At 68.4% G+C, this 19,897-nt stretch carries 16 protein-coding genes and 1 pseudogene; 12 read left to right on the top strand and 5 right to left on the bottom strand.

Features of this window, described 5'->3' with window-relative positions; translation table 11 throughout:
* Nucleotides 1–201: 201 nt before the first annotated feature.
* The gene (locus ABT130_RS29655) at nt 202–1,092 is read right to left on the bottom strand and encodes a TauD/TfdA dioxygenase family protein (protein ID WP_350960736.1); all 891 of its coding nucleotides are present in this window, start codon (nt 1,090–1,092) and stop codon (nt 202–204) included.
* A gap of 300 nt (nt 1,093–1,392) precedes the next feature.
* Here ABT130_RS29655 and ABT130_RS29650 point away from each other — a divergent pair, with 300 nt between their 5' ends.
* From ABT130_RS29650 to ABT130_RS29635, 4 genes and pseudogenes are all read left to right on the top strand, one after another.
* Nucleotides 1,393–2,169 (top strand): CPBP family intramembrane glutamic endopeptidase, encoded by a 777-nt coding sequence (locus ABT130_RS29650; protein WP_350960734.1) that lies wholly within the window; start codon nt 1,393–1,395, stop codon nt 2,167–2,169.
* A gap of 143 nt (nt 2,170–2,312) precedes the next feature.
* Nucleotides 2,313–3,035: a phytanoyl-CoA dioxygenase family protein gene (locus ABT130_RS29645; RefSeq protein ID WP_350960732.1), complete on the top strand. Its 723-nt coding sequence runs from the start codon at nt 2,313–2,315 to the stop codon at nt 3,033–3,035.
* Between the two features lie 704 nt (nt 3,036–3,739).
* Nucleotides 3,740–3,931 (top strand): annotated as a pseudogene (locus ABT130_RS29640) (L-serine ammonia-lyase, iron-sulfur-dependent, subunit alpha); the annotation flags it as partial.
* Nucleotides 3,932–4,070: 139 nt separating this feature from the next.
* A complete protein-coding gene (locus ABT130_RS29635; protein ID WP_350960730.1) occupies nt 4,071–7,448 on the top strand; it encodes a pyruvate carboxylase in 3,378 nt (1,125 codons plus the stop codon).
* Between the two features lie 512 nt (nt 7,449–7,960).
* Here the strand turns inward: ABT130_RS29635 and ABT130_RS29630 are convergent.
* Nucleotides 7,961–8,752, bottom strand: a complete 792-nt coding sequence (locus ABT130_RS29630) for an ABC transporter permease (protein WP_350960728.1) — start codon at nt 8,750–8,752, stop codon at nt 7,961–7,963.
* Nucleotides 8,752–9,714, bottom strand: a complete 963-nt coding sequence (locus tag ABT130_RS29625; RefSeq protein WP_350960725.1) for an ATP-binding cassette domain-containing protein — start codon at nt 9,712–9,714, stop codon at nt 8,752–8,754. Before ABT130_RS29625 ends, ABT130_RS29630 begins: the two co-directional genes overlap by 1 nt.
* Before the next feature lie 100 nt (nt 9,715–9,814).
* Between ABT130_RS29625 and ABT130_RS29620 the strand changes: the two genes are divergently transcribed.
* From ABT130_RS29620 to ABT130_RS29600, 5 genes are all read left to right on the top strand, one after another.
* Nucleotides 9,815–10,924: a TetR/AcrR family transcriptional regulator gene (locus tag ABT130_RS29620; RefSeq protein WP_350960723.1), complete on the top strand. Its 1,110-nt coding sequence runs from the start codon at nt 9,815–9,817 to the stop codon at nt 10,922–10,924.
* Nucleotides 10,921–11,553, top strand: coding sequence for a transcriptional regulator (locus ABT130_RS29615; RefSeq protein ID WP_350960721.1), 633 nt, complete (start codon nt 10,921–10,923; stop codon nt 11,551–11,553). Before ABT130_RS29620 ends, ABT130_RS29615 begins: the two co-directional genes overlap by 4 nt.
* Complete coding sequence (locus ABT130_RS29610; protein WP_350960718.1) at nt 11,550–13,148, top strand: pyruvate, phosphate dikinase; 1,599 nt, start codon at nt 11,550–11,552, stop codon at nt 13,146–13,148. Before ABT130_RS29615 ends, ABT130_RS29610 begins: the two co-directional genes overlap by 4 nt.
* 621 nt (nt 13,149–13,769) lie before the next feature.
* Entirely contained in the window at nt 13,770–14,321 is a 552-nt protein-coding gene (locus tag ABT130_RS29605) for a RidA family protein (protein WP_350960716.1), read from the top strand.
* A 392-nt stretch (nt 14,322–14,713) separates the two neighbouring features.
* The gene (locus tag ABT130_RS29600; protein WP_350960713.1) at nt 14,714–15,772 is read left to right on the top strand and encodes a WD40 repeat domain-containing protein; all 1,059 of its coding nucleotides are present in this window, start codon (nt 14,714–14,716) and stop codon (nt 15,770–15,772) included.
* Nucleotides 15,773–16,024: 252 nt separating this feature from the next.
* On the opposite strand, the gene ABT130_RS29595 is transcribed toward ABT130_RS29600, so the two are convergent.
* Nucleotides 16,025–16,150, bottom strand: coding sequence for a hypothetical protein (locus tag ABT130_RS29595; RefSeq protein WP_350960711.1), 126 nt, complete (start codon nt 16,148–16,150; stop codon nt 16,025–16,027).
* Nucleotides 16,151–16,468: 318 nt separating this feature from the next.
* On the opposite strand from ABT130_RS29595, the gene ABT130_RS29590 reads away from it, so the two are divergent.
* Nucleotides 16,469–16,963 carry a SigE family RNA polymerase sigma factor gene (locus ABT130_RS29590; protein WP_350960708.1) on the top strand — a complete coding sequence of 165 codons (495 nt, stop codon included), beginning with the start codon at nt 16,469–16,471 and terminating at the stop codon, nt 16,961–16,963.
* Nucleotides 16,960–18,051, top strand: a complete 1,092-nt coding sequence (locus tag ABT130_RS29585) for a hypothetical protein (RefSeq protein WP_350960706.1) — start codon at nt 16,960–16,962, stop codon at nt 18,049–18,051. Before ABT130_RS29590 ends, ABT130_RS29585 begins: the two co-directional genes overlap by 4 nt.
* Nucleotides 18,052–18,517: 466 nt before the next feature.
* Here the strand turns inward: ABT130_RS29585 and ABT130_RS29580 are convergent, their stop codons facing one another.
* On the bottom strand, nt 18,518–19,105 hold the full coding sequence (locus ABT130_RS29580; protein WP_350960704.1) for a histidine phosphatase family protein: 588 nt from the start codon (nt 19,103–19,105) through the stop codon (nt 18,518–18,520).
* A 293-nt stretch (nt 19,106–19,398) separates the two neighbouring features.
* Here ABT130_RS29580 and ABT130_RS29575 point away from each other — a divergent pair, with 293 nt between their 5' ends.
* Entirely contained in the window at nt 19,399–19,797 is a 399-nt protein-coding gene (locus ABT130_RS29575; RefSeq protein ID WP_350960702.1) for a VOC family protein, read from the top strand.
* Nucleotides 19,798–19,897: the final 100 nt, after the last annotated feature.

Raw genomic sequence — 19,897 nt, 5'->3', positions numbered from 1 at the left:
TTTATGTCAGTCTCGGACGCCCCGCCCGTTTGGGCCTGGTGGCACGAGTCTTACCGACACCTCGACGCGGTGCTCAGCATGCGATCGAATTGGCACGCCGCGCAGCATGACACTGATTATCTCAGTTCCCTGACGGGCGAGGCCGGGTGAACAAGCCTCAATCATTCGACCCGTCCATCACTCCCGCGACCGAGGCTCGGCTCAGCGGATCGGCTCGTTGCCAAGAATGGTTGTGCGGTGCATTCTACGGCGTGTGCTCGGATCGAAGGGCCTCGCGCGATGGTAGACGCCATAGTTGTTCCAGATGACGGTATCGCCCACCGACCATGTGTGGCTGTAGACCCGGTCCGGCGACGTCGCTCGAACGAGCAGATCGTCGAGCAGAGCTCGTCCCTCCTCGACATCCATCCCAACCACGTGGTCCTGGTGCCCGCCCAGCACGAGCGACCGTCGACCGTCGGCGTGCGTCCACACGAGCGGATGTTCTCGCGTGCTGATTTCCCGGTTCCGCCACTCGGCGACCTGCTCATCTGTCGGGTCCGGGAAAACCCGGCGTTGAGTCGCTTCAAAACTGTAGACGGCCCGGAGGTCGGCGTAGCGTTCTTTCTCCTCGTCGGACAGCAGATCGTAGGCGCCATAACTGCTGGCGAACTCTGTTTCGCCGCCCTGGCCGGCAGGCGTGACCACCTTGGCGCTCATCATCGCCGCCTTCGTTGGACGGTCTGAATTGAGAATGCCGTCAAGGTGCCAGAAGACGTTACCCCGGAGTTGATCCCCGTATGGGTTGTCGGGATTCCAACTCACCTCGAAGATCTCTGGATGCAGGTCTTCAGGAACCGATTGCCCCGGAGTCAACCTCCTACTGAAGTCCGCCTGCGATTGCACCGGGCCCCACTTCTTACAGAACGCCACCTGCGTCTCGTCGTCGATGTGCAACTCGCGGAACAAGAGCACATGGAACTTCTCGAGCGCCGCCGCAACGGCACGCGGTAGATCTTCGTCGTTGCGGAGTCGGTCGACATCGACATCCAGGACCTCTGCGCCGACGACCGGGGTTAACTCCCGAGTGACCAACGTGTGAGTTTCAGTCATCGATGACTCCTCATCGCATTCCGTGGCCTTCGCGGTGCCGCTGCCCGCGCCTCTTTAGCGAACATAACCATTACCCATGTGAACGTCAACACCTTCGTTGAATTGAGGTGTCGGTAAGGCTCATGCCGCCAGCGGCACCGGAGCGCGGACGGAGGTTTCCGGGTTGTCGCGTGTGTGGCCTTTCACCGCCGAATCGAGCTTGAACTCCTTACCGCCCCCCTCTCAGGACGTGTACAACCTGTCCGATCATGGCGCCGGGCCGCGCCAGTAGGGTGACCCTGCGCAGGAAGGCGGTTCACCATGGCTGCTCGACCGTCGGTCGACGAGACGGACCAGCCGATCGGACCGTTCGTGATGCTCGTCTTCATCTTCGGCGCGGTGTTCTACGTCCTGGGCCCGCTGCTGGACGATCCGTCGCGCACGGTGCTGGCCGAGCTGCCGGCCTCGGCGTTGATGTTCGTCTGCCCAGTGATCGCCGCAGCCGTTCTGGTGCGCGGTCGCGAAGGCGTTCGCGCGTGGCTGCGGGGATTGTGGCCTCGTCCACGCCTTTCCGATGCGCCGTGGTACGCGGTGTCGGTCGTGCTCATGCCGCTCGTCGTCGCCGCTGCCGCAGTGGCGGCCGGGGCCGGGCCGCCGGGTGCGGTGGTCACCTGGGAGGCCGTTTTCGGTTTGGTCGTGCTCTACCTGATCAGCGCCGTGGCCGAGGAACTGGGCTGGAGCGCCTATGCCACCGGCCCGCTGCTGCGTCGGCTGGGCACGCTACGGGCCGGTGCGGTGATCGGTGTGATCTGGGCGCTCTGGCATGTCCTCCCGTACGTCCAGCAGGGGCACGGGCTTGACTGGATCGTCGGTCAGTGCGTGTTCACGGTCGGATTCCGCATCGTCCTGGTCCACCTCTACGCGGCCGGAACCGGGGTGACGGGCCCGACACTCGCCCATGCCGCCTACAACGTTTCATGGTCCCTGAGCCCCGTCTACGACCCGGCTATCGCCGCGGTGTGCGTGTTCATCGCCGCGGTCGCGGTCGGGGCGGCGCGGTCGATCACTGCGCCGACCGACTCCTCATATGGCCGGTAACACCAATACGCATCATCGGCGTCTCCGCGTTGCGGCCATTTGAACTGAGAGGGGCGTTTTAAGGGGATATGAGTGATTGATGCCTGCATATCTGTAGGAGTAGCGTCCGGAAAATCGGTGGACGGCGTCGTTATGGTGCTCGTATGGCGATGGTGGATGTTGACCGTTTTGTTGCCGAAGGCTTCGTCAAGCTGGAGGCGGCCGTACCCCGGGAGATCGGGGACGCGGCCAGGGCGCTGGTATGGCGGCAGATCGGCCTGTCGCCTGACGACCCCTCTGGCTGGCAACAGCCCGTGGTATGGGCCGCCGACCTGACCGGCCACGGACCCTTCGGAGAGCTCGCGGGCAGTCCGCGGCTGCGTGAGGCGTTGGACGAGGTGGCCGGTCCCGGTGGGTGGGTGCCGCCTGGGGCCATCGGCAACATGCCGATCCGCTTCCCCAGTGTGGCGCCGGTCGACGATCGAGGCTGGCACATCGACGCCTCTGTGGCCCGGCCCGACGGCTCGTGGGCCGTGTCGGGACGGCCGGAGACGATGTTGCTGCTGGTGTTGCTGTCAGAGGTAGGGGACGACGACGCGCCGACCCGCATCAGGGTGGGCTCGCATCGGGACGCCGCCGAGGTGCTGGGTGAGCAGGTGCTCGACCCGTTCGAGGCTGGGCCGCTACTGGATGCGGCTTCCAAGGACAGGCCGACGGCGTACGCGACCGGGCAGCCGGGCGACATGTACCTGGTTCACCCGCTGACCGTGCACGCGGCCGACGAGCACCGGGGGACGCGACCGCGTTTCATGGCCCAGACGCCGGTGTTCCTGACCGCGCCGGTCGCGCCGGGCAAGGGTAACGCCCTGGCACGCGCCGTACTGTAGTAAGCGCCTGCATCCCAAAGGGAGATGGCTTCCCTCCGTCTGAGCCTGGGTGGCGGGCGCCTACCCGCGATGGTTCACTCGGGGCAGCGTGAACAGCCCGAGCTCGGGTTCAATGAGCACTCCTCGACCAACCAGGCGTGCCGCGCGGCCGATCCGGTGCCCTGCCGGTCGAAGCGGGTTCGGAGACCGACTGATCCACGACGTCGCGCACGGATCAGCCAGTGCGGTACTCCACCCATGCCCGGCAAGCCGTAGCGGTCCTCGCACGCTTCGCCCGCAGCGGTAACGGCCCCTGGGGGCGGTGCCGAGCAGCGTGCTCTGCCCGGAGCCTGCGATCCGCCTTGTCACCGGTCAAGGCATCAGCTTCGACATCACCGCGAGCGGCAGTGACGGATTGGCGGCCGCCGCCTCCACCACTTGCCAGTCGTCATCGGCGAGCAACTCGACGATGACCTGTGGCGGCAGGTCGGGGTGGCCGGCGCCGAAACGGTCTGAACGCGCGACCGGAGCGAGGTCCTCGCCCCCTCCCTCGCCGTCCTATGCGCGCTTCGGTAGCGATTGTCGTGGATGACTACGACCGGGCGGACTGAAGGTCCCGCGCCGAGCGCCCGCGCTGCATCGCGATCTCGCGTCCGGAGCCGGGTCCGACGACCCGCTGCGGGTTGATGGACTGGGTGAACCTGTTCGCGCTCGCGGTCAACGAGGAGAACGCCGCCGAGGTCGGGATCGAGCACAACCTCGGGCTCACCTGCGCCCCCGTCGGCGGCCTGGTGCGGATCCCCTGCATCGAACGCAACGCGATCGCGTCGGTCAAGGCGATCAACGCGGCCCGCCTCGCGATCAACGGCACGGGCAGACACAAGGTAAGCCTCGACAAGGCGATCAAGACCATGCGCCGGTGCTTGCCTGGCTCGACGGGCGGCGCTACGGCCTGGCCCCGCCATGGTCCGGGGCCACCGGGTTGTGCGATGGTCTGTTGCAGGGTCTGGCATGTCCGGCCGAGACCTCCCAGCGCAAGGAAGGCTAGGTCCCCCCATGTTCAGCAAAGTCCTCGTCGCCAACCGAGGTGAGATCGCCATCCGTGCCTTACGCGCAGCGTACGAGCTGGGGGCCGAGACGGTGGCGGTGTTCCCGTTCGAGGACCGGGGTTCGGAGCACCGGCTGAAGGCGGACGAGGCGTACCAGATCGGAGAGCGTGGGCACCCGGTGCGGGCGTACCTGAACCCGCGGCTGATCGTGGAGACGGCGCGGTCCGCGGGTGCGGACGCGGTGTATCCGGGCTACGGCTTCCTGTCGGAGAACCCTGAGCTCGCCGAGGCGTGTGCCGCGGCGGGCATCACGTTCGTGGGCCCGTCGGCCGATGTGCTCACCCTGACGGGCAACAAGGCGCGCGCCATCGCCGCGGCGAAGGCTGCCGGGGTTCCGACACTGGCGAGCATCGCACCGTCGACCGACGTGGACAGCCTGGTCGAGGCTGCCGCTGCGATGCCCTATCCGCTGTTCGTCAAGGCGGTCGCCGGTGGTGGTGGCCGGGGAATGCGCCGGGTCGATTCGCCCACTGGTCTACGTGATGCGGTGGAGACGTGCATGCGTGAGGCCGAGGCTGCGTTCGGGGACCCGACAGTGTTCATCGAGCAGGCGGTGGTCGACCCCCGCCATATCGAGGTGCAGATCCTGGCGGATGCCACGGGCGAGGTTATCCATCTGTTCGAGCGGGACTGCTCGGTGCAGCGGCGGCACCAGAAGGTGGTCGAGATCGCGCCGGCACCGAGCCTCGACCCGGACTTGAGGGACCGGATGTGCGCCGACGCGGTGCGGTTCGCGCGCGCGATCGGGTACGTCAACGCGGGCACGGTGGAGTTCCTCCTCGACCGGGCGGGCACGTATGTGTTCATCGAGATGAACCCGCGGATCCAGGTCGAGCACACCGTGACCGAGGAGGTCACCGACGTCGACCTGGTGCAGGCGCAGCTGCGGATCGCCTCGGGTGCGACCCTGGCCGACCTCGGGCTCTCCCAGGACTCGGTGCGGCTGCGGGGCGCGGCCCTCCAGTGCCGGATCACCACGGAGGACCCGGCCAACGGGTTCCGTCCCGACACGGGCACGATCACGACGTACCGCTCGCCGGGTGGGGCCGGGGTCCGCCTCGACGGGGGTACGACGTACACCGGCGCGGAGGTGTCGGCGCACTTCGACTCGATGCTGACCAAGCTGACCTGCCGGGGCCACGACTTCGCCACTGCCGTCGCCCGGGCCCGCCGCGCGGTCGCGGAGTTCCGCATCCGCGGCGTCGCGACCAACATCCCGTTCCTCCAGGCGGTCCTGGACGACCCCGACTTCCAGGCCGGTCGGCTCACCACCAGCTTCATCGAGACCCACCCGCAGCTGCTGACCGCCCGGTCCAGTGCCGACCGCGGCACCAAGCTGCTGACCTTCCTCGCCGACGTGACCGTGAATCAGCCCCACGGCCCGGCACCGACGACCATCGACCCCCTGGCCAAGCTGCCCACCGGGCCGGGCGCCCTCTCCGACGGCTCCCGTCAGCGGCTCCTCGAACTCGGCCCCGTCGGGTTCGCCCGGGCGCTGCGGCAGCAGACCCCCGTGGCGGTCACCGACACCACCTTCCGCGACGCCCACCAGTCGCTGCTCGCCACCCGGGTACGGACCAAGGACCTGCTCAACGTCGCCGAACACGTGGCCCGCACCACGCCCCAGCTGCTGTCACTGGAGGCCTGGGGCGGAGCGACGTACGATGTGGCGCTGCGGTTCCTGTCCGAGGACCCCTGGGAGCGACTGGAAGCGCTCCGCGCAGCGGTCCCCAACATCTGTCTGCAGATGCTGCTGCGCGGCCGCAACACCGTCGGCTACACGCCGTACCCGACCGAGGTGACCGAGGCCTTCGTCCACGAGGCCGCCGCCACCGGCATCGACATCTTCCGGATCTTCGACGCCCTCAACGACGTGTCCCAGATGGCCCCCGCGATCCAGGCCGTCCGCGACACCGGAACCGCTGTCGCCGAGGTCGCCCTCTGCTACACCGGCAACCTGTCCGACCCCAGCGAGACGCTCTACACACTGGACTACTACCTGCGCCTGGCCGAACGCATCGTCGGCGCCGGCGCCCACATCCTGTCGATCAAGGACATGGCCGGTCTGCTCCGCGCCCCGGCCGCCCGCACACTGGTGACCGCCCTCCGCGAGCGCTTCGACCTGCCGGTCCACCTGCACACCCACGACACCCCCGGCGGCCAGCTCGCCACCCTCCTCGCGGCCATCGACGCCGGGGTCGACGCCGTCGACGCCGCCTGCGCCGCCATGGCGGGGACCACCAGCCAGCCGGCGCTCTCCTCACTGGTCGCCGCGACGGACCACACCGATCGCGAGACCGGGCTCTCCCTCGCCGCGGTCTGCGACCTCGAGCCCTACTGGGAGGCCACCCGCCGCCTCTACGCCCCCTTCGAGTCCGGACTGCCGTCCCCCACCGGCCGCGTGTACACCCACGAGATCCCCGGCGGCCAGCTGTCCAACCTTCGACAGCAAGCCATCGCGCTCGGTCTGGGCGAGAAGTTCGAGCAGGTCGAGAGCATGTACGCCGCCGCGAACGGCATCCTCGGCAACATCGTCAAGGTCACCCCGTCGAGCAAGGTCGTCGGCGACCTCGCCCTCCACCTGGTCGCCGTGGGAGCGGACCCCGCCGCCTTCGCCGACAACCCCGGCGCGTACGACATCCCCGACTCCGTCATCGGGTTCCTGGCCGGGGAGCTCGGCGACCCGCCCGGAGGCTGGCCCGAGCCGTTCCGCACCAAGGCACTGGCCGGCCGCACCCACAAGGCCCCCACCGTCGGCCTGACCCCCGACGAACGCCACGGCCTGGAGAAGGATGCCAGGCTCACCCTCAACACGCTGCTCTTCCCCGGCCCCACCCGGGACTTCCTCGAGTCCCGCGAGAAGTACGGCGACGTCTCCACCCTCCCCACGTTCGCCTACCTCTACGGACTCCGGCCCGGCGAGGAGCACGAGGTCGTCATCGACGAGGGCAAGACCCTCATCTTCGGCCTGCGGTCGATCAGCGACCCCGACGAACGCGGCATCCGCACCGTCATGTGCACGATCAACGGCCAGCTCCGCCCGATCAACGTCCGTGACCGGGCCGTCTCCACCGAGGCACCCGCCCAGGAGAAGGTCAATCCGGCCGACCCCGGGCACGTCGGCGCACCGTTCGGTGGCGTGGTCACCCCGGTCGTCAAGGTCGGCGACGTCGTGGCCGCCGGCGACACCGTTGCCACCATCGAGGCGATGAAGATGGAAGCCTCCATCACCGCGCCATTCTCCGGCACCGTACGGCGCATCGCCCTCAGCGGCACGCAGCAGGTCGACGGCGGGGACCTGGTCCTCGAGATCACCCCCGCTTGAGGCGCGCCTGGCGAGTCAGGTGACGGGCTGCGTCCCGAGTGTGCTGGGCTGACGAGTAGGTGCCGGTCAGCGACGTCATCGGCCCACACCATGCGGGGTGCTGGGATACCCGTGGGGAGCGCCTGGTTGGCGGCGCGCTCCCGTACGTAGTGAGGAGCGATGGGTGCAGCGGAGGGGCCGCCTTCGCGAAGAGGACGGCCCCCTCGGTGGTGATGACGTGTGCGGCGATTCCGGAGGTCAGACCGGCCTCGGCCGATCGGATGAGGAACGCGAGCGCCTGCTCCATGATGAGTCGGCCGGGGGCGACCCGTGAACCGGGCGTCCTGCGGACCCCGCGCCCGTCCCCGCACCCATCCCCCCGGCGAGAGCGCCCCGCGCGAAGCGGTGGCGATGAACGGCCCCGAACCACTCCACCACCCTCGCCGCGTTTTCACCGCGGCTTCCTCCAGGTCGGTGTCCGCGGATGCCGGGATCACAGTACTCATCAGGAGTTACCACGAAAACCGGCCGGGTCATTGTTGGCGGCTGTAGGCGCGGACGGCCAGGGGGCAGAACACCACGAAGAGGGCCGCGCACCAGATGAGCGTGGTGGTGACGGTGCCGCCGACCGGGGTGCCGTTGAGAAGGGCGCGGCAGGCGTTCATGACGTGGGTGACGGGGTTGATCTCGGCCCAGGCTCGCAGCCAGCCGGGCAGGGTCTCGACGGGGGCGGCGAGGCTGGTGCCGAGCTGCAACGGCAGGAAGCTGATGAAGCTGATCGCAAGGACGGTGTCGGCGTTCTTGACCAGGACGCCGACGAACACGGTGACCCAGCTGAGGCAGAAGCCGAAACCGATGGCCAGGCCGGCGGCGGCGAGGGCGTCCGCGAGGCCACCGTGGACACGGAAGCCGAGGAGTGCGCCGATGGCGAAGAGGATGGCGACGGCGAGCAGGTAGCGGACGATGTCGGCCAGCACGGAGCCGAGCAGGGGCGCGAGGCGGCTGATCGGCAGGCTGCGGAACCGGTCGGTGACGCCGTTCTTGAGGTCGAGGTTGATGTTGGTGCCGGTCGAGACCATCCCGGCGAGGCCGGTGCCCATGACGAGGATGCCGGGGAAGAGGTACTGGAGGTAGCCGGCGGTGGAGCCGGCCACCGATCCGCCGAAGAGGTAGAGGAAGAGCACCATGAACAGGGCGGGTGTGACGACCCCGTTGATGATCGGGCCGGGGTTGCGGGTGGTCTTGGCGAGGCTGCGGCGGGCGAGCACGAGGCTGTGCCGGAGCCAGGCGAGCGGGCGAGTACGCGGTTGTTCGATGGCGGTCATCAGGCGGCCTTAGTTGGTTCGTTGGTGGCGGTAGGTGTTCCGGTCAGGGCGAGGAAGACCTCGTCGAGGCTGGGCAGACGCAGCGACAGTTCGGAGACGCCGATGCGGTGTTCGCGCAGCCGGGCGGTGATCTCGAAGAAGTCCTCGTCACCGGCGACGGGCACGACCAACTCGTGGCGGGTGGAGCGTTCCGGGGTCCGGCCGGCGACATCGGCCAGGATGGCGGCGGCCGCGTCGGTGTCGGCGGGGTCGTTCAGCCGCACGGCGATGGTGTGCCCGCCGACTTCTCGTTTCAGGTCCGCGGGAGTGCCGGAGGCGATGACCCGTCCCTGGTCGATGACGGTGATGGCGTCGGCGAGGGCGTCGGCCTCTTCGAGGTACTGGGTGGTCAGCAGGACGGTGACGCCGTCGGCGCTCAGGCCGCGGATCATCTGCCACAGCTCGTCGCGCTTGCCGGGATCCAATCCCACCGAGGGCTCGTCGAGGAAGACCACCTCGGGGTGTCCGACCATGCTCGCGGCCAGGTCGAGGCGGCGGCGCATGCCACCGGAGTAGCCGGCCACCGACCTCTTCGCCGCCTCCTCCAAACCGAAACGGGCCAGCAGCTCCGCGGCGCGCCGGAGAGCCTGCGGCCGGGGCAGGTCGAGGAGCCGGCCGATCATGACCAGGTTCGCCAGCCCGGTCAGTTCCTCGTCCACGCTGGTGTGCTGGCCCGACAGTGCGATCCGCCGACGTACCTGCCCCGGCCGGCGTGCCACGTCGAACCCGGCCACGGATGCGCGTCCGCTGTCGGGACGCAACAGGGTCGCCAGGATGCGGATCACGGTGGTCTTGCCGGCACCGTTGGGTCCCAGCAGTCCGAGCACCTGCCCGCGCGGGACGGCCAGGCTGACCCCGTCGAGCGCGGTGACCTTGCCGAATCTCTTGGCCAGTCCCTCGGTCTCGAACCCATGATCGCTCACCGTCACCATCCCTCGTCTCAGTCACTTCGCGATTCAGATGTTTCTAACATCTGGATTTTGAGAGTATCCTAATACCGGCGATCTAGGGAAAGGAACTGCGATGGTTCGACTGACTCGGGTGCAGCAGCAGGAGCGCACCCGGAGGTCCGTGCTGGCGGCGGCGAGGGAGGAGTTCACCGAGCACGGCTACGCCTTGGCCAAGGTCGATCGGATCGCCGAGCGGGCCGAGCTGACCCGCGGGGCGGTGTACTCGAACTTCCCGAGCAAGCGCGCGCTGTATCTGGCGGTGCTGATCGACATGGTGGAGAACGCCGCCACGGGTGAGCCGGCGACGTCGCCGACGTCGCCGGCCGAGGTGCTGGGTGTGTTCGCCCGGACCTGGCTTGAACGGCTGCCCCTGGTCGGCGACACGGCTTCGGGAGGGCGGCTGCACCTGCGCTCTCTGGTCGGCGTCCTCGATGACGAGCACGGGCGCACGGTGCTGGCGCAGGTCGTCCGGCTGGAGGCGTTGCTGCTCGCCATCGCGCTGGAATCGTGCGAGCCGGCCCAGGCGACGCCGGTGCGGCGCGTACGGCTGGCCGAGCTGGTGCTGACGCTGCTGGACGGCTCGGGTCACCTGGCTGAGAGCGCACCGGGATTCGGTGACCCCTTCGACCTGGCACGTGCGTGTGCGCATCTGTCCGGGATCGATCTCGCCGACACCTGGACGCCGTCGTATCTGCCCTTTGTCGCTCCGGCACGACTGTGTGGGGACGCATGGGATCCGCCCACCGGACTCGCGAATCAGATCAGCGGGGGTCGGGTCGACTTCGGCGCCGATGGTCTGATCGCGGTGCTGGGGGCCGGTCGTCTCGCCGCCGCCGAGGAAGCCGTCCGTTCCGCCCGGCCCGGCGAGCAGGTGACGGTGGTCGTCGTCACGAATGACTCCGCCGAGACGGGCCGCCTGGTACGGCTCAGGATCACCGACCTCATCGGCTGCCTGCGGCGGGTGTTCGCTCCCGAGGCCTGGCAGCGCGTTCGGCTGGTCCTCGATGACGAAGCCCTGACCGCGTCGGCGATCGGCCTGACGGACCTCGACGACGAGACGGAGTCCGCCGTACGCGTCCGGGGCGGCGCGATCGTCGCCCGAGCCCACGGGCGAGGCGCCGCGTACGCGGCATCGACCGCCGACGCGTCGAACGGCACCCAGCCGCGGAGTGCCCGGACATGACCCGGCCCGAGCTTCCCGCGACCGGCACCGGCCTGCTGGTCCTCCACGCCCTGCGCTGCGGCGGCGCCGCCGGCCTCGCCCGCCTGGCCGGTGCCACGGGTCTTGGTGAATCCGACGTCGAGTCCGAGCTGATCGATCTCGCGGTCGCCGGTCTCGTCACGCATATGGCCGGCGACTTCGGCGGGTGGAGTCTGACGGACACCGGCCGTGCCGTGGATGCCGAACGGATCACCGACGAGCTGGAGTCGGCCGGTGCTCGCGCCGCCGTGACAGCGGCGTTCGACGGCTTTCTGGTGCTCAACCCGGAACTGCTCGACCTCTGCACGGCCTGGCAACTCCGATCCATCGACGGTGTCATGACCGCCAACGACCACGGCGATCCCTCCTACGACGCCCGGGTCCTCGCCCGATTCGCCGAGTTCGACCAGCGTGCCGCCGTCGTCGGCGCCGAGCTGTCCGCGGCGTTGCCTCGATTCGGCCGCTACCGAGCCCGCCTCACCGAAGCCCTCGATCGCGCCGGCTCCGGCGCGTTGGAGTACGTGGCCGACAACACCGCGTCGTACCACACCGTGTGGGCCGAGCTGCACGAAGACCTGCTCGCCACACTCGGGATCCCCCGATGGGGATGAGATGGATTCGCCCGCTCTCCACGCGGGTCGAGGAGACGGCGGAGCTGCTGGGCGGCAAGGCACACGGCCTCCTGGTCCTCCGCCGTCTGGGGTTGCCGGTGCCCGCCGGGTTCGTGGTCACCACGGAGGCATGTCGCGCGTTCCTGCGTGACGGGCGTCTTCCCGACGGGCTCGACGACGAGCTCGCGGCGGCCGTCGCCGACCTCGAAGCCGCCACCGGGCGCCGCTTCGGGGGAGCACGGCTGCCGTTGGCGGTGTCCGTTCGCTCCGGGGCCGGCGTGTCGATGCCCGGCATGATGAACACGATCCTCAACCTCGGCCTCACGACCGGAGCCACCGCCGGGTTGGCGGCCGAGACGGGCGACTCGCGGTTCGCGCTGAACTCGCGGCTGCGGTTCCTGTCCAGCTTCGCCGCTGCGATCACCAACCAGGACGTGGACGGCGGCGGAGCCCGAGGGCGAGGGACCGGCGACGAGGAGGCACGGATCGGAGCGATCGAGGACCTCATCCGGCAACGATGTGGCCGGCCGATTCCGGACGACGCGACCCGGCAGTTGGAGCTGGCGGTCAAGGCCGTGTTCTCGTCATGGGACACACCGCGTGCGCGAACCTACCGCGAGCTGCATGACGTCCCGCACGATCTCGGCACGGCCGCGATCGTACAGACGATGGTGTTCGGGAACCGCGATGAGCACAGCGGCACCGGAGTCGCGTTCAGCCGCGACCCCAACACCGGGGAGAACGTCCCGTTCGGCGAAGTCCTGTTCGGGCACCAGGGCGAAGACGTCGTCTCCGGCAGATCGTTGACCCGGCCCCTGCGCGAACTCGCCGACCGGGAACCGGCGGTGTGGACCGGCCTCCTCGATGCCCTGAGCCGGGTCGAGGGGCACTACCGCGACGCGTGCTACGTCGAGTTCACCTTCCAGGCCGGGGAGCTGTGGATTCTGCAGGTCCGGCCTGGCCGGTTCGTCGGGGGGGCCGCTGTCCGCGTGGCGACCGACCTCGCCGACGAGCGTGTGATCGGACGTCACGAAGCGCTGCTCAGGATCTCACCGCGGCATCTCCAGCACGTCCGCACACCCCGGATAGCGACAACCGAGCAGGTCGACATCCTGGCCCGAGGGCTGGGTGCCTGTCCCGGTGTCGCGGTGGGCAGGGTGGCGACCACGGCCGACGGAGCAGTGCGCATGGCCGCGGACGGCCCGGTCATCCTGGTACGGCCGGAGACCTCCCCGCACGACATGCGCGGCCTGGCGGTCGCCGCCGGAATCGTCACCGCCCGTGGCGGGCCGGCCAGCCACGCCGCGGTCGTCGCACGAGCGATGGGAAAACCCGCCGTCGTGGGGATCGGCGACCTCACCGTTGACATCGCCTCAGTGAGAGCCGGCGGGCGCACCATCGGTGAGGGCACCCTCGTCACCATCGACGGGACCGGTGGCGAGGTCGCCCTCGGCAGCCCCCGCATCGTCACGACCACGGCCGGCGCCCACCTGCGTCGGCTACTCGAATGGGCCGACGACGTATCGGGCGACCACTCCGAACGCGACGAAGCCCGGCGCCTCGGTGCCGCCCATGCCGTACTTCGTCACGACTAGTGCGGTAGCAGCTGGGGTTTGCCCCGTTTCGTGGTGACACGCCGATTGAGGTCCTGCCTTGGTCGGCGTGATCGCTTCAGACTCCGCGTGTGGCTGAACGGGTTCGCGTACGTGAGATCGATGACGATGAAGGCAACCGGCTGCTACGGATCGTACGGCGGGGCGGCCGGGCGGCGGTTGGAGATGGTGATCGTGCCGGTCTGGCAGGCGGGGTCGGTGGCGCCGGGCCGGCCTTACCGTAAGCCGCTGCCAACAGGCCCTAAAAGATCTTGACTCACAGGCCTTGACTATAGCTCCGCAGCGGACAAACACTCTTCCCAGTGGTTTCAGATCCGCCAATGCGCCGGATTCGGGTAACCGAAACAACGGCCAGGAGGTCTTGCCATGGGTACGACTCACGCCAATGACTACTTATGGGTTCCCGGCTCGTCCGAGACGGTGCTGCTCTCCCCCGGTGAGCAGCAAATAATTTTCGCTCTCGTTTCTCACGAAGACCAAAGTCGCCTGCGCTTTTAGATGCGGCGCAGCGCGTGTTGTGATGGTCGCCCCTGGTTGTTGCCCCGCTGCCCATAGGAGCCGACGCCCAACATCGACATCCCCCACCACAGGAGATACGCAAAGATGAGCGCTCAGAGCGAGCCGGACTCAAACGACGCCTTACACAACAGCGGAGCAGTCCGCCGCCGCCTCCTGACCGGCGTCGGCGCTGCGGGAGTAGCCGCTATCGCCGGTCAACTCGCCACCCCCGACGCGTCGGCAGCCCCGGCGACGGCCTCCAAACGCACCGATCTCTTCTACTACTGGAAGTCCCAGCAACTTTCCCTCGGCTACTCCCAGGGCGTCCAGGTGGACAACACTCTGTGGCTATCGGGTACGGCGGCCCTCGACACGGACTTCAACCCGGTATCCCCCGGCGACCTGGCTGCTCAAATGCAATTCATCTACCAGCGTATCAAGGAGAGCCTGGCCAAATACGCCCTCGATTTTCGCAATGTCGTGCGCGAGAACATGTACGTAACCGATATACCTGCCTTGATCAACGCCTTGCCGTACCGCAAGAGCATCTACGCTAACGGGCCATTCCCAACCTCCACGACAGTCCAGGTGAACCAGCTACTTCTTCCCGAACTCATGATTGAGATCGAGGTGACCGCCTGCCGGGCACTGCCTTGAAACCCGGCACGAACCCGAGCCGGCTCACCGTTCCCCTGGACGAGGCTGCCATACCGCGTCACGCCCCCGAACGCAGTGCGCAAATCGGTACACGCGGGCCGTGTCCGGGCAGGTCAGGGAGTCTTTCGGATGTGGTGCCACCGGGGTCGTGATGCGACAGGGAGCAGCCGATTCCCTGTCACATCAACGGGGCCTGCGACCGGGACTTCCCGCAAGTTACTAATCAGTAGGACCGGGTTTTCCGGGGCGCGCATCGAGGTCCCGGTAGTGATACCGGGCGCGGCCGCGCTCCGAGGCCGTTCGCCGCCGGCGAGCCGCTCGGCCCGGGCGGGCAGAAGGTGCTGCAGAGGTATACAAGTCAATCTCAAGCGTGATCTTCTACCCCTATGGGGGTGAATACGACCCCTTCGCAGCAGCGCCGATCACTATCTCGCCGCACCCTGCTCCTGGGCGGGCTCGCCCTGGCCATCGGCGTACCGACCACGGCCGCCTGCACCACCGTCATACCGATACCGATCACCCCCGACCCCACACCGAGCACCTCCGACCCCACACCGAGCGCCACTAACCTCGCACCGAGCGCCACCCTCACCGGCCACACCAACTGGGTCACCTCGGTGGCCTTCAGCCCGGACGGCAAAACCCTCGCCACCGGCAGCTTCGACGGCACGGTGCGGTTGTGGGACGTGGCCGGCCACAAAACCGTCGCCACCCTCACCGGCCACACCGGCGTGGTCTCCTCGGTGGCCTTCAGCCCGGACGGCAAACTCCTCGCCACCGGCGGCAGCGACAACAGGGTGCGGTTGTGGAATGTGGCCGACCGCGAAACCGTCGCCACCCTCACCGGCCACACCAGCATGGTCTCCTCGGTGACCTTCAGCCCGGACGGCGAAACCCTCGCCACCGGCAGCAACGACGGCACGGTGCGGTTGTGGGACGTGGCCGACCGCAAAACCGTCGCCACCCTCACCGACCACAACGCCGCTATCTACTCGGTGGCCTTCAGCCCGGACGGCGAAACCCTCGCCACCGGCGCCAGCGACTACACGGTGCGGTTGTGGGACGTGGCCAGCCACAAAACCGTCGCCACCCTCACCGGCCACACCAACGAGGTCTCCTCGGTGGCCTTCAGCCCGGACGGCGAAACCCTCGCCAGCGGCAGCAGCGACAACAGGGTGCGGTTGTGGAATGTGGCCGGTCGCAAAACCGTCGCCACCCTCACCGGCCACACCGGCTTTGTCACCTCGGTGACCTTCAGCCCGGACGGCAAAACCCTCGCCACCAGCGGCTACGACAGCACGGTGCGGTTGTGGGACGTGACCGACCGCGAAACCGTCGCCACCCTCACCGGCCACACCACCTGGGTCCCCTCGGTGACCTTCAGCCCGGACGGCGAAACCCTCGCCAGCGGCAGCTACGACAATACGGTGCGGTTGTGGCCGACCCGCTGACCCAGTAGATCATCACCGCTTCAGCCCTACCACCAAAATCCGGTCCGATCCTCCCCGGAGGCCGGTTGGGAACCAGCTGATCCGCCGGAGGGGATCACAGAACCAGACTTCTGTGAATAGACCTCGCGCGCCCGCGCGTAGGGGGTCCGGAAGGTCCAGAAACTGGTCTGCTCGCCGGCTCAGCGCAGCGCCCCGGAGGGACCGGACCGCGATCAGGGCCCTTGATTACCTATCTCGCTGCCGGGCCGTAGGTCAGCGGTCCGGCCTCGGCGACGGCGCCGCAGGAGGCTCGCTTTCGTCGGCCCGGCGCGCTGCCAGCTCGTCGGCCACCCGGGCGTGCTCCAGGGCGTGCTCCAGGGCGTGGCGGGCAGCTGGCACAGCAGAGAGCGAACTCCGCTGTGAGAGCGAGTTCGTGACGTGTCCCACACCGCAGGTTCACCCGGTCGAACCGTGCCCTGACTTCTTCGCTCTGCTGGTGATCGGTGACAAGAGTCCAGTGCGGCTGCCCTGTTGCTTCTGTGGGCGGTATGTAGCGGCGCGTGGTGTCGAGCGTCACGACAGAAGAGTTCGGCGAGCCGGGTGGCGCTCTTTTACGCCTGTACAAGCTCCTGACCGATGTCTGGTCCCGCCGCCGCGTTACCCGACCGATACGCTGACGTTCCAACCTGGCCCCCTTCGGCAGAGTTGTTCTGATACATGGACCGTTACGAGGGGTTCCATGAGTTCGTACGCGCTCGTCAGCAATCGCTGATGCGGACGGCGTACCTGCTCACCGGGAACGCCCATCTCGCCGAGGATCTGCTGCAGACGGTCCTTATCCGTGTCGCCGCGCACTGGACCAAGCTCGCCGATGGCGGTAACCCCGAGGCGTACGCCCGCAAAGCCCTGGTGAACCAGACCATCTCGTGGCGCCGACGCAAGCAGGTCGAGCTGCCCGGAGCCGAACTGCCCGAGCGGGCCGAGTCCGGGCAGCTGCATGACGAGGCGACCGTGCGCCGCATCGCCCTGCACCACGCGCTGGCCCAGCTCACGCCGAAGCAGCGGGCCGTGATTGTGCTGCGCTTCTACGAGGATCGCACCGAGCACGAGACCGCGCAGCTCATGGGCGTCTCAATCGGCACCGTCAAGAGCCAGACCAACTACGCGCTGTCGAAACTGCGCGCGCTCGCCCCTCAGGAGGTGTATCGATGAAAACGCTGCGTGAGGATCTGCGGACGCTGGCCGAGCAGGCGCCCACCGTCGATCTGGCGGCTCGGGCGGTTCAGGGCGCCCGCAGAAGGCGAGTGAACCGCCTGGTCGTGGCCACGGCCGCCGTGCTGTGCGTGATCTCCGGTGGCGGCGTCGCGCTGCTCCAGCAGGTATCCCCCGCACCCCAAGTCCTGCTCACACCTCCGGAGACCACAGTGCTCCCACTGCCAGGGAAGGGAATCGGACCGGCCGAGCAGGCGTACCGGCCCAGGTGCCGAAGCAACGGCGGGCCGTGCACCGAGGGCGCCTGGCGGATCGTGACGCGTGAAGGCGACACCTACGAGCTGGCCGAGGCGGCGACGGGGCCGCTGGCAGTCACGGCGGACGGCCGCAGGATCGTGTACTACAGCTCGAAGCAGCGCGGGATCGTGGTACGCGACCTGGCGAGCGGCAGGATGTGGAAGGCACCGCTGAAACAGCCCGAGGAGGACTTTGCGGTCGAGTACACGCTGCGGCTGTCGCCCAGCGGGCTACGGTTTGTCGTGTCGGGGTGGGGCGGGCGTCGAGAGCCGAACAAGCTGGTGGACGTGGAGCGCAAGACCGTGACCACCCTCGCCCGGGGGTGGTGGCCGGTGAGCGTGTCGGACGGGTCCGGACCCGTCGTGCTGGCCAAGCCGCATGACATGACCAGCCGGGTGTGGGTGCTCGGCCACGATCCGATCACCATCCAGGACTTCACGTACTACTACAGCGCCCTCGCACCCGACGGGCGGACGCTCGTCCGGCTGGGGCAGACCGTCGATCGGAATCGAAAGCCGATGGTGCGGCAGGACGGCTCAATCGTCATCTTCGACGCGATTCGTGGCGGCAGGGAGACCCGTATTCCGATATCCGGTCTTCCGGAAGGGCTCGCTCCTTCAGGGCTCGGGAGCTGGCTGAACGACACGGAACTGACCGTGCTCGCCGTACCTCAGGAGCCGAACGGGCCGGCGTCGGTGGTGTACGCGGTGGACGTGCGGACGGGCGAGAGCAGGGAGCTGTTCGCGCTGCGTGACGATGGCCCGTTCGTGGTGCCGGGACTCATCCGCTGACCGCGGCCGTATCCGCGCATCACCAGGTGTAGGGCGAGGCCGGTCTCAACGGGCGGCCTCGCCGGCAGGACGTGCCAAGACGGTCCTCGCCGCCAGGACGCCCAAGCCACCCACCGCCGTGCCGAACAGCGCGTCACCCAGCCGCAGGCGGCACTGCACGGGAAGAACAGTGGCCTGCGCGCCGAGGGGGCGCCCGCCACCGGTACCGTCGGTAAGGATCGATATCCGCGGCCGGAGCTAGAGGTCGCGGGTCATGGACGACGGGCCGGCGCGTTCGGATGCTCGAACGAAAGAAGCGGGAATTAGTTGCCCGGGGGCTGTTCGATCACCGAGTTGGGTGGGGTCTGCCGCTTGGTGAAGTAGTCCACGTCGTCTTCGTCTGAGCGCTCGGCAGCGCCACAGGATCACTCGTCGCCGGACGGGGGACGGTCCTGGTTGATCGTGCGGCTTTCTGCCACACCACCGCTCATGGCCGCGCGCCGGGCCCGAACCCCGTCCAACGCAGATCAGGCGGGAGGTGACCCATGTCGTTGTACAACAGCACCGTCGGCGCCACACCGTCGCGATACTCGATCGCCGTCAGCGCCGTGTTTCCGCAGTTCAGCCCCAGCCACCGCGCCGGCGGCGCGTCGAGGGCGTGCCGCACCAGCCAGGCCACCGGATAGGCGTGGGTGACCAGGACCTCATGGGTCTCGGTTTCGGCGGGGCGCGCGAACCTGTCGATCAGTGCATCCGCGAGGCCTGCGCCCGCGGCGGCTTCCGCGGCGTCGTAACCATCGAAGAACCCCGCCCACGCGGGGGGCATCTCGTCCGGCACGTGCGGCACGTGGTCAATCAGCTCGGCCGCTTCCCGCACGGCAACGCCCGGCAGGTACTTCCCTACGATCTGGGCGGAGCGCACTGCCCGGGGAAGGGGCGAATGCCACACGGCATCGACCGGCAGGCCCGCCAGGCGCTCCCCGACCAGTTCCGACTGCCGCTGCCCGACATCGGTCAACTCGCCGAACGGGTCCGCCGCGCCGTGCCGCATCACGTACAGGTGCCGAGTCGCCATTGTCAGATCCCGGGCCTCAGATCCATAGCGCATGGCAGGAGCCAACGCTCGTCCCCGCCACCCGGCGCAGGCTTGCTCGGAAAGTTCGAGCACACCGCACCCCAAGTCAGCCGAACCATCACTGCCCCTTCCCTGGACAATCCAAATTAGGATACTCACAAAATCCAAATGGTCACAACATTCGAAGTGGTGCCAGGGTGTCGGCCGCGATCCGCCACGTCCACATCGGCTCTTGGCACGGTGGCTCCGTCCTGGAGATCGGCAACCGTGGGAGGACCGTAAAATTTACGATCATGAAGATGCGGATCGATCTGGTGGCGATCGTCGTGGAGAACTACGACCGGGCCATCGAATTCTTCGTCAACGCCCTGGGCTTCGAGCTGGTCGAGGACTCACCGTCGTTGACCAACGACGGCCGCCCGAAGCGGTGGGTCGTGGTCCGGCCGCCGGGCGGTGAGACCGGCATCCTGCTCGCCCGTGCGGACGGCGAGCGCCAGGCCGCCGCCGTCGGGGAGCAGTTCGCCGGGCGGGTGGGGTTCTTCCTGCGGGTGGACGACTTCGACGCCGCCCACGCGCGGATGACGGCGGCCGGCGTCGAGTTCGTGACCGTACCGCGCACCGAGCCCTACGGGCGGATCGCCGTCTTCCTGGACATCGCCGGCAACCGATGGGACCTGCTCGGCCCGGCCTGAACGCGGACACCGGCCGTCACGCGGCGAAAGAGGATCCCGGTGGAGGGACTGCCCGTGAGCACCTGGTAATAAAAGGTGCAAGTGGTCGTTTAGCGTGATG

Source organism: Streptosporangium sp. NPDC001681 (assembly GCF_040298085.1).
Lineage (GTDB): Bacteria > Actinomycetota > Actinomycetes > Streptosporangiales > Streptosporangiaceae > Streptosporangium.
Note: the sequence above shows the minus strand (reverse complement) of the source record. Positions and strands in the feature narration are given on the sequence as shown.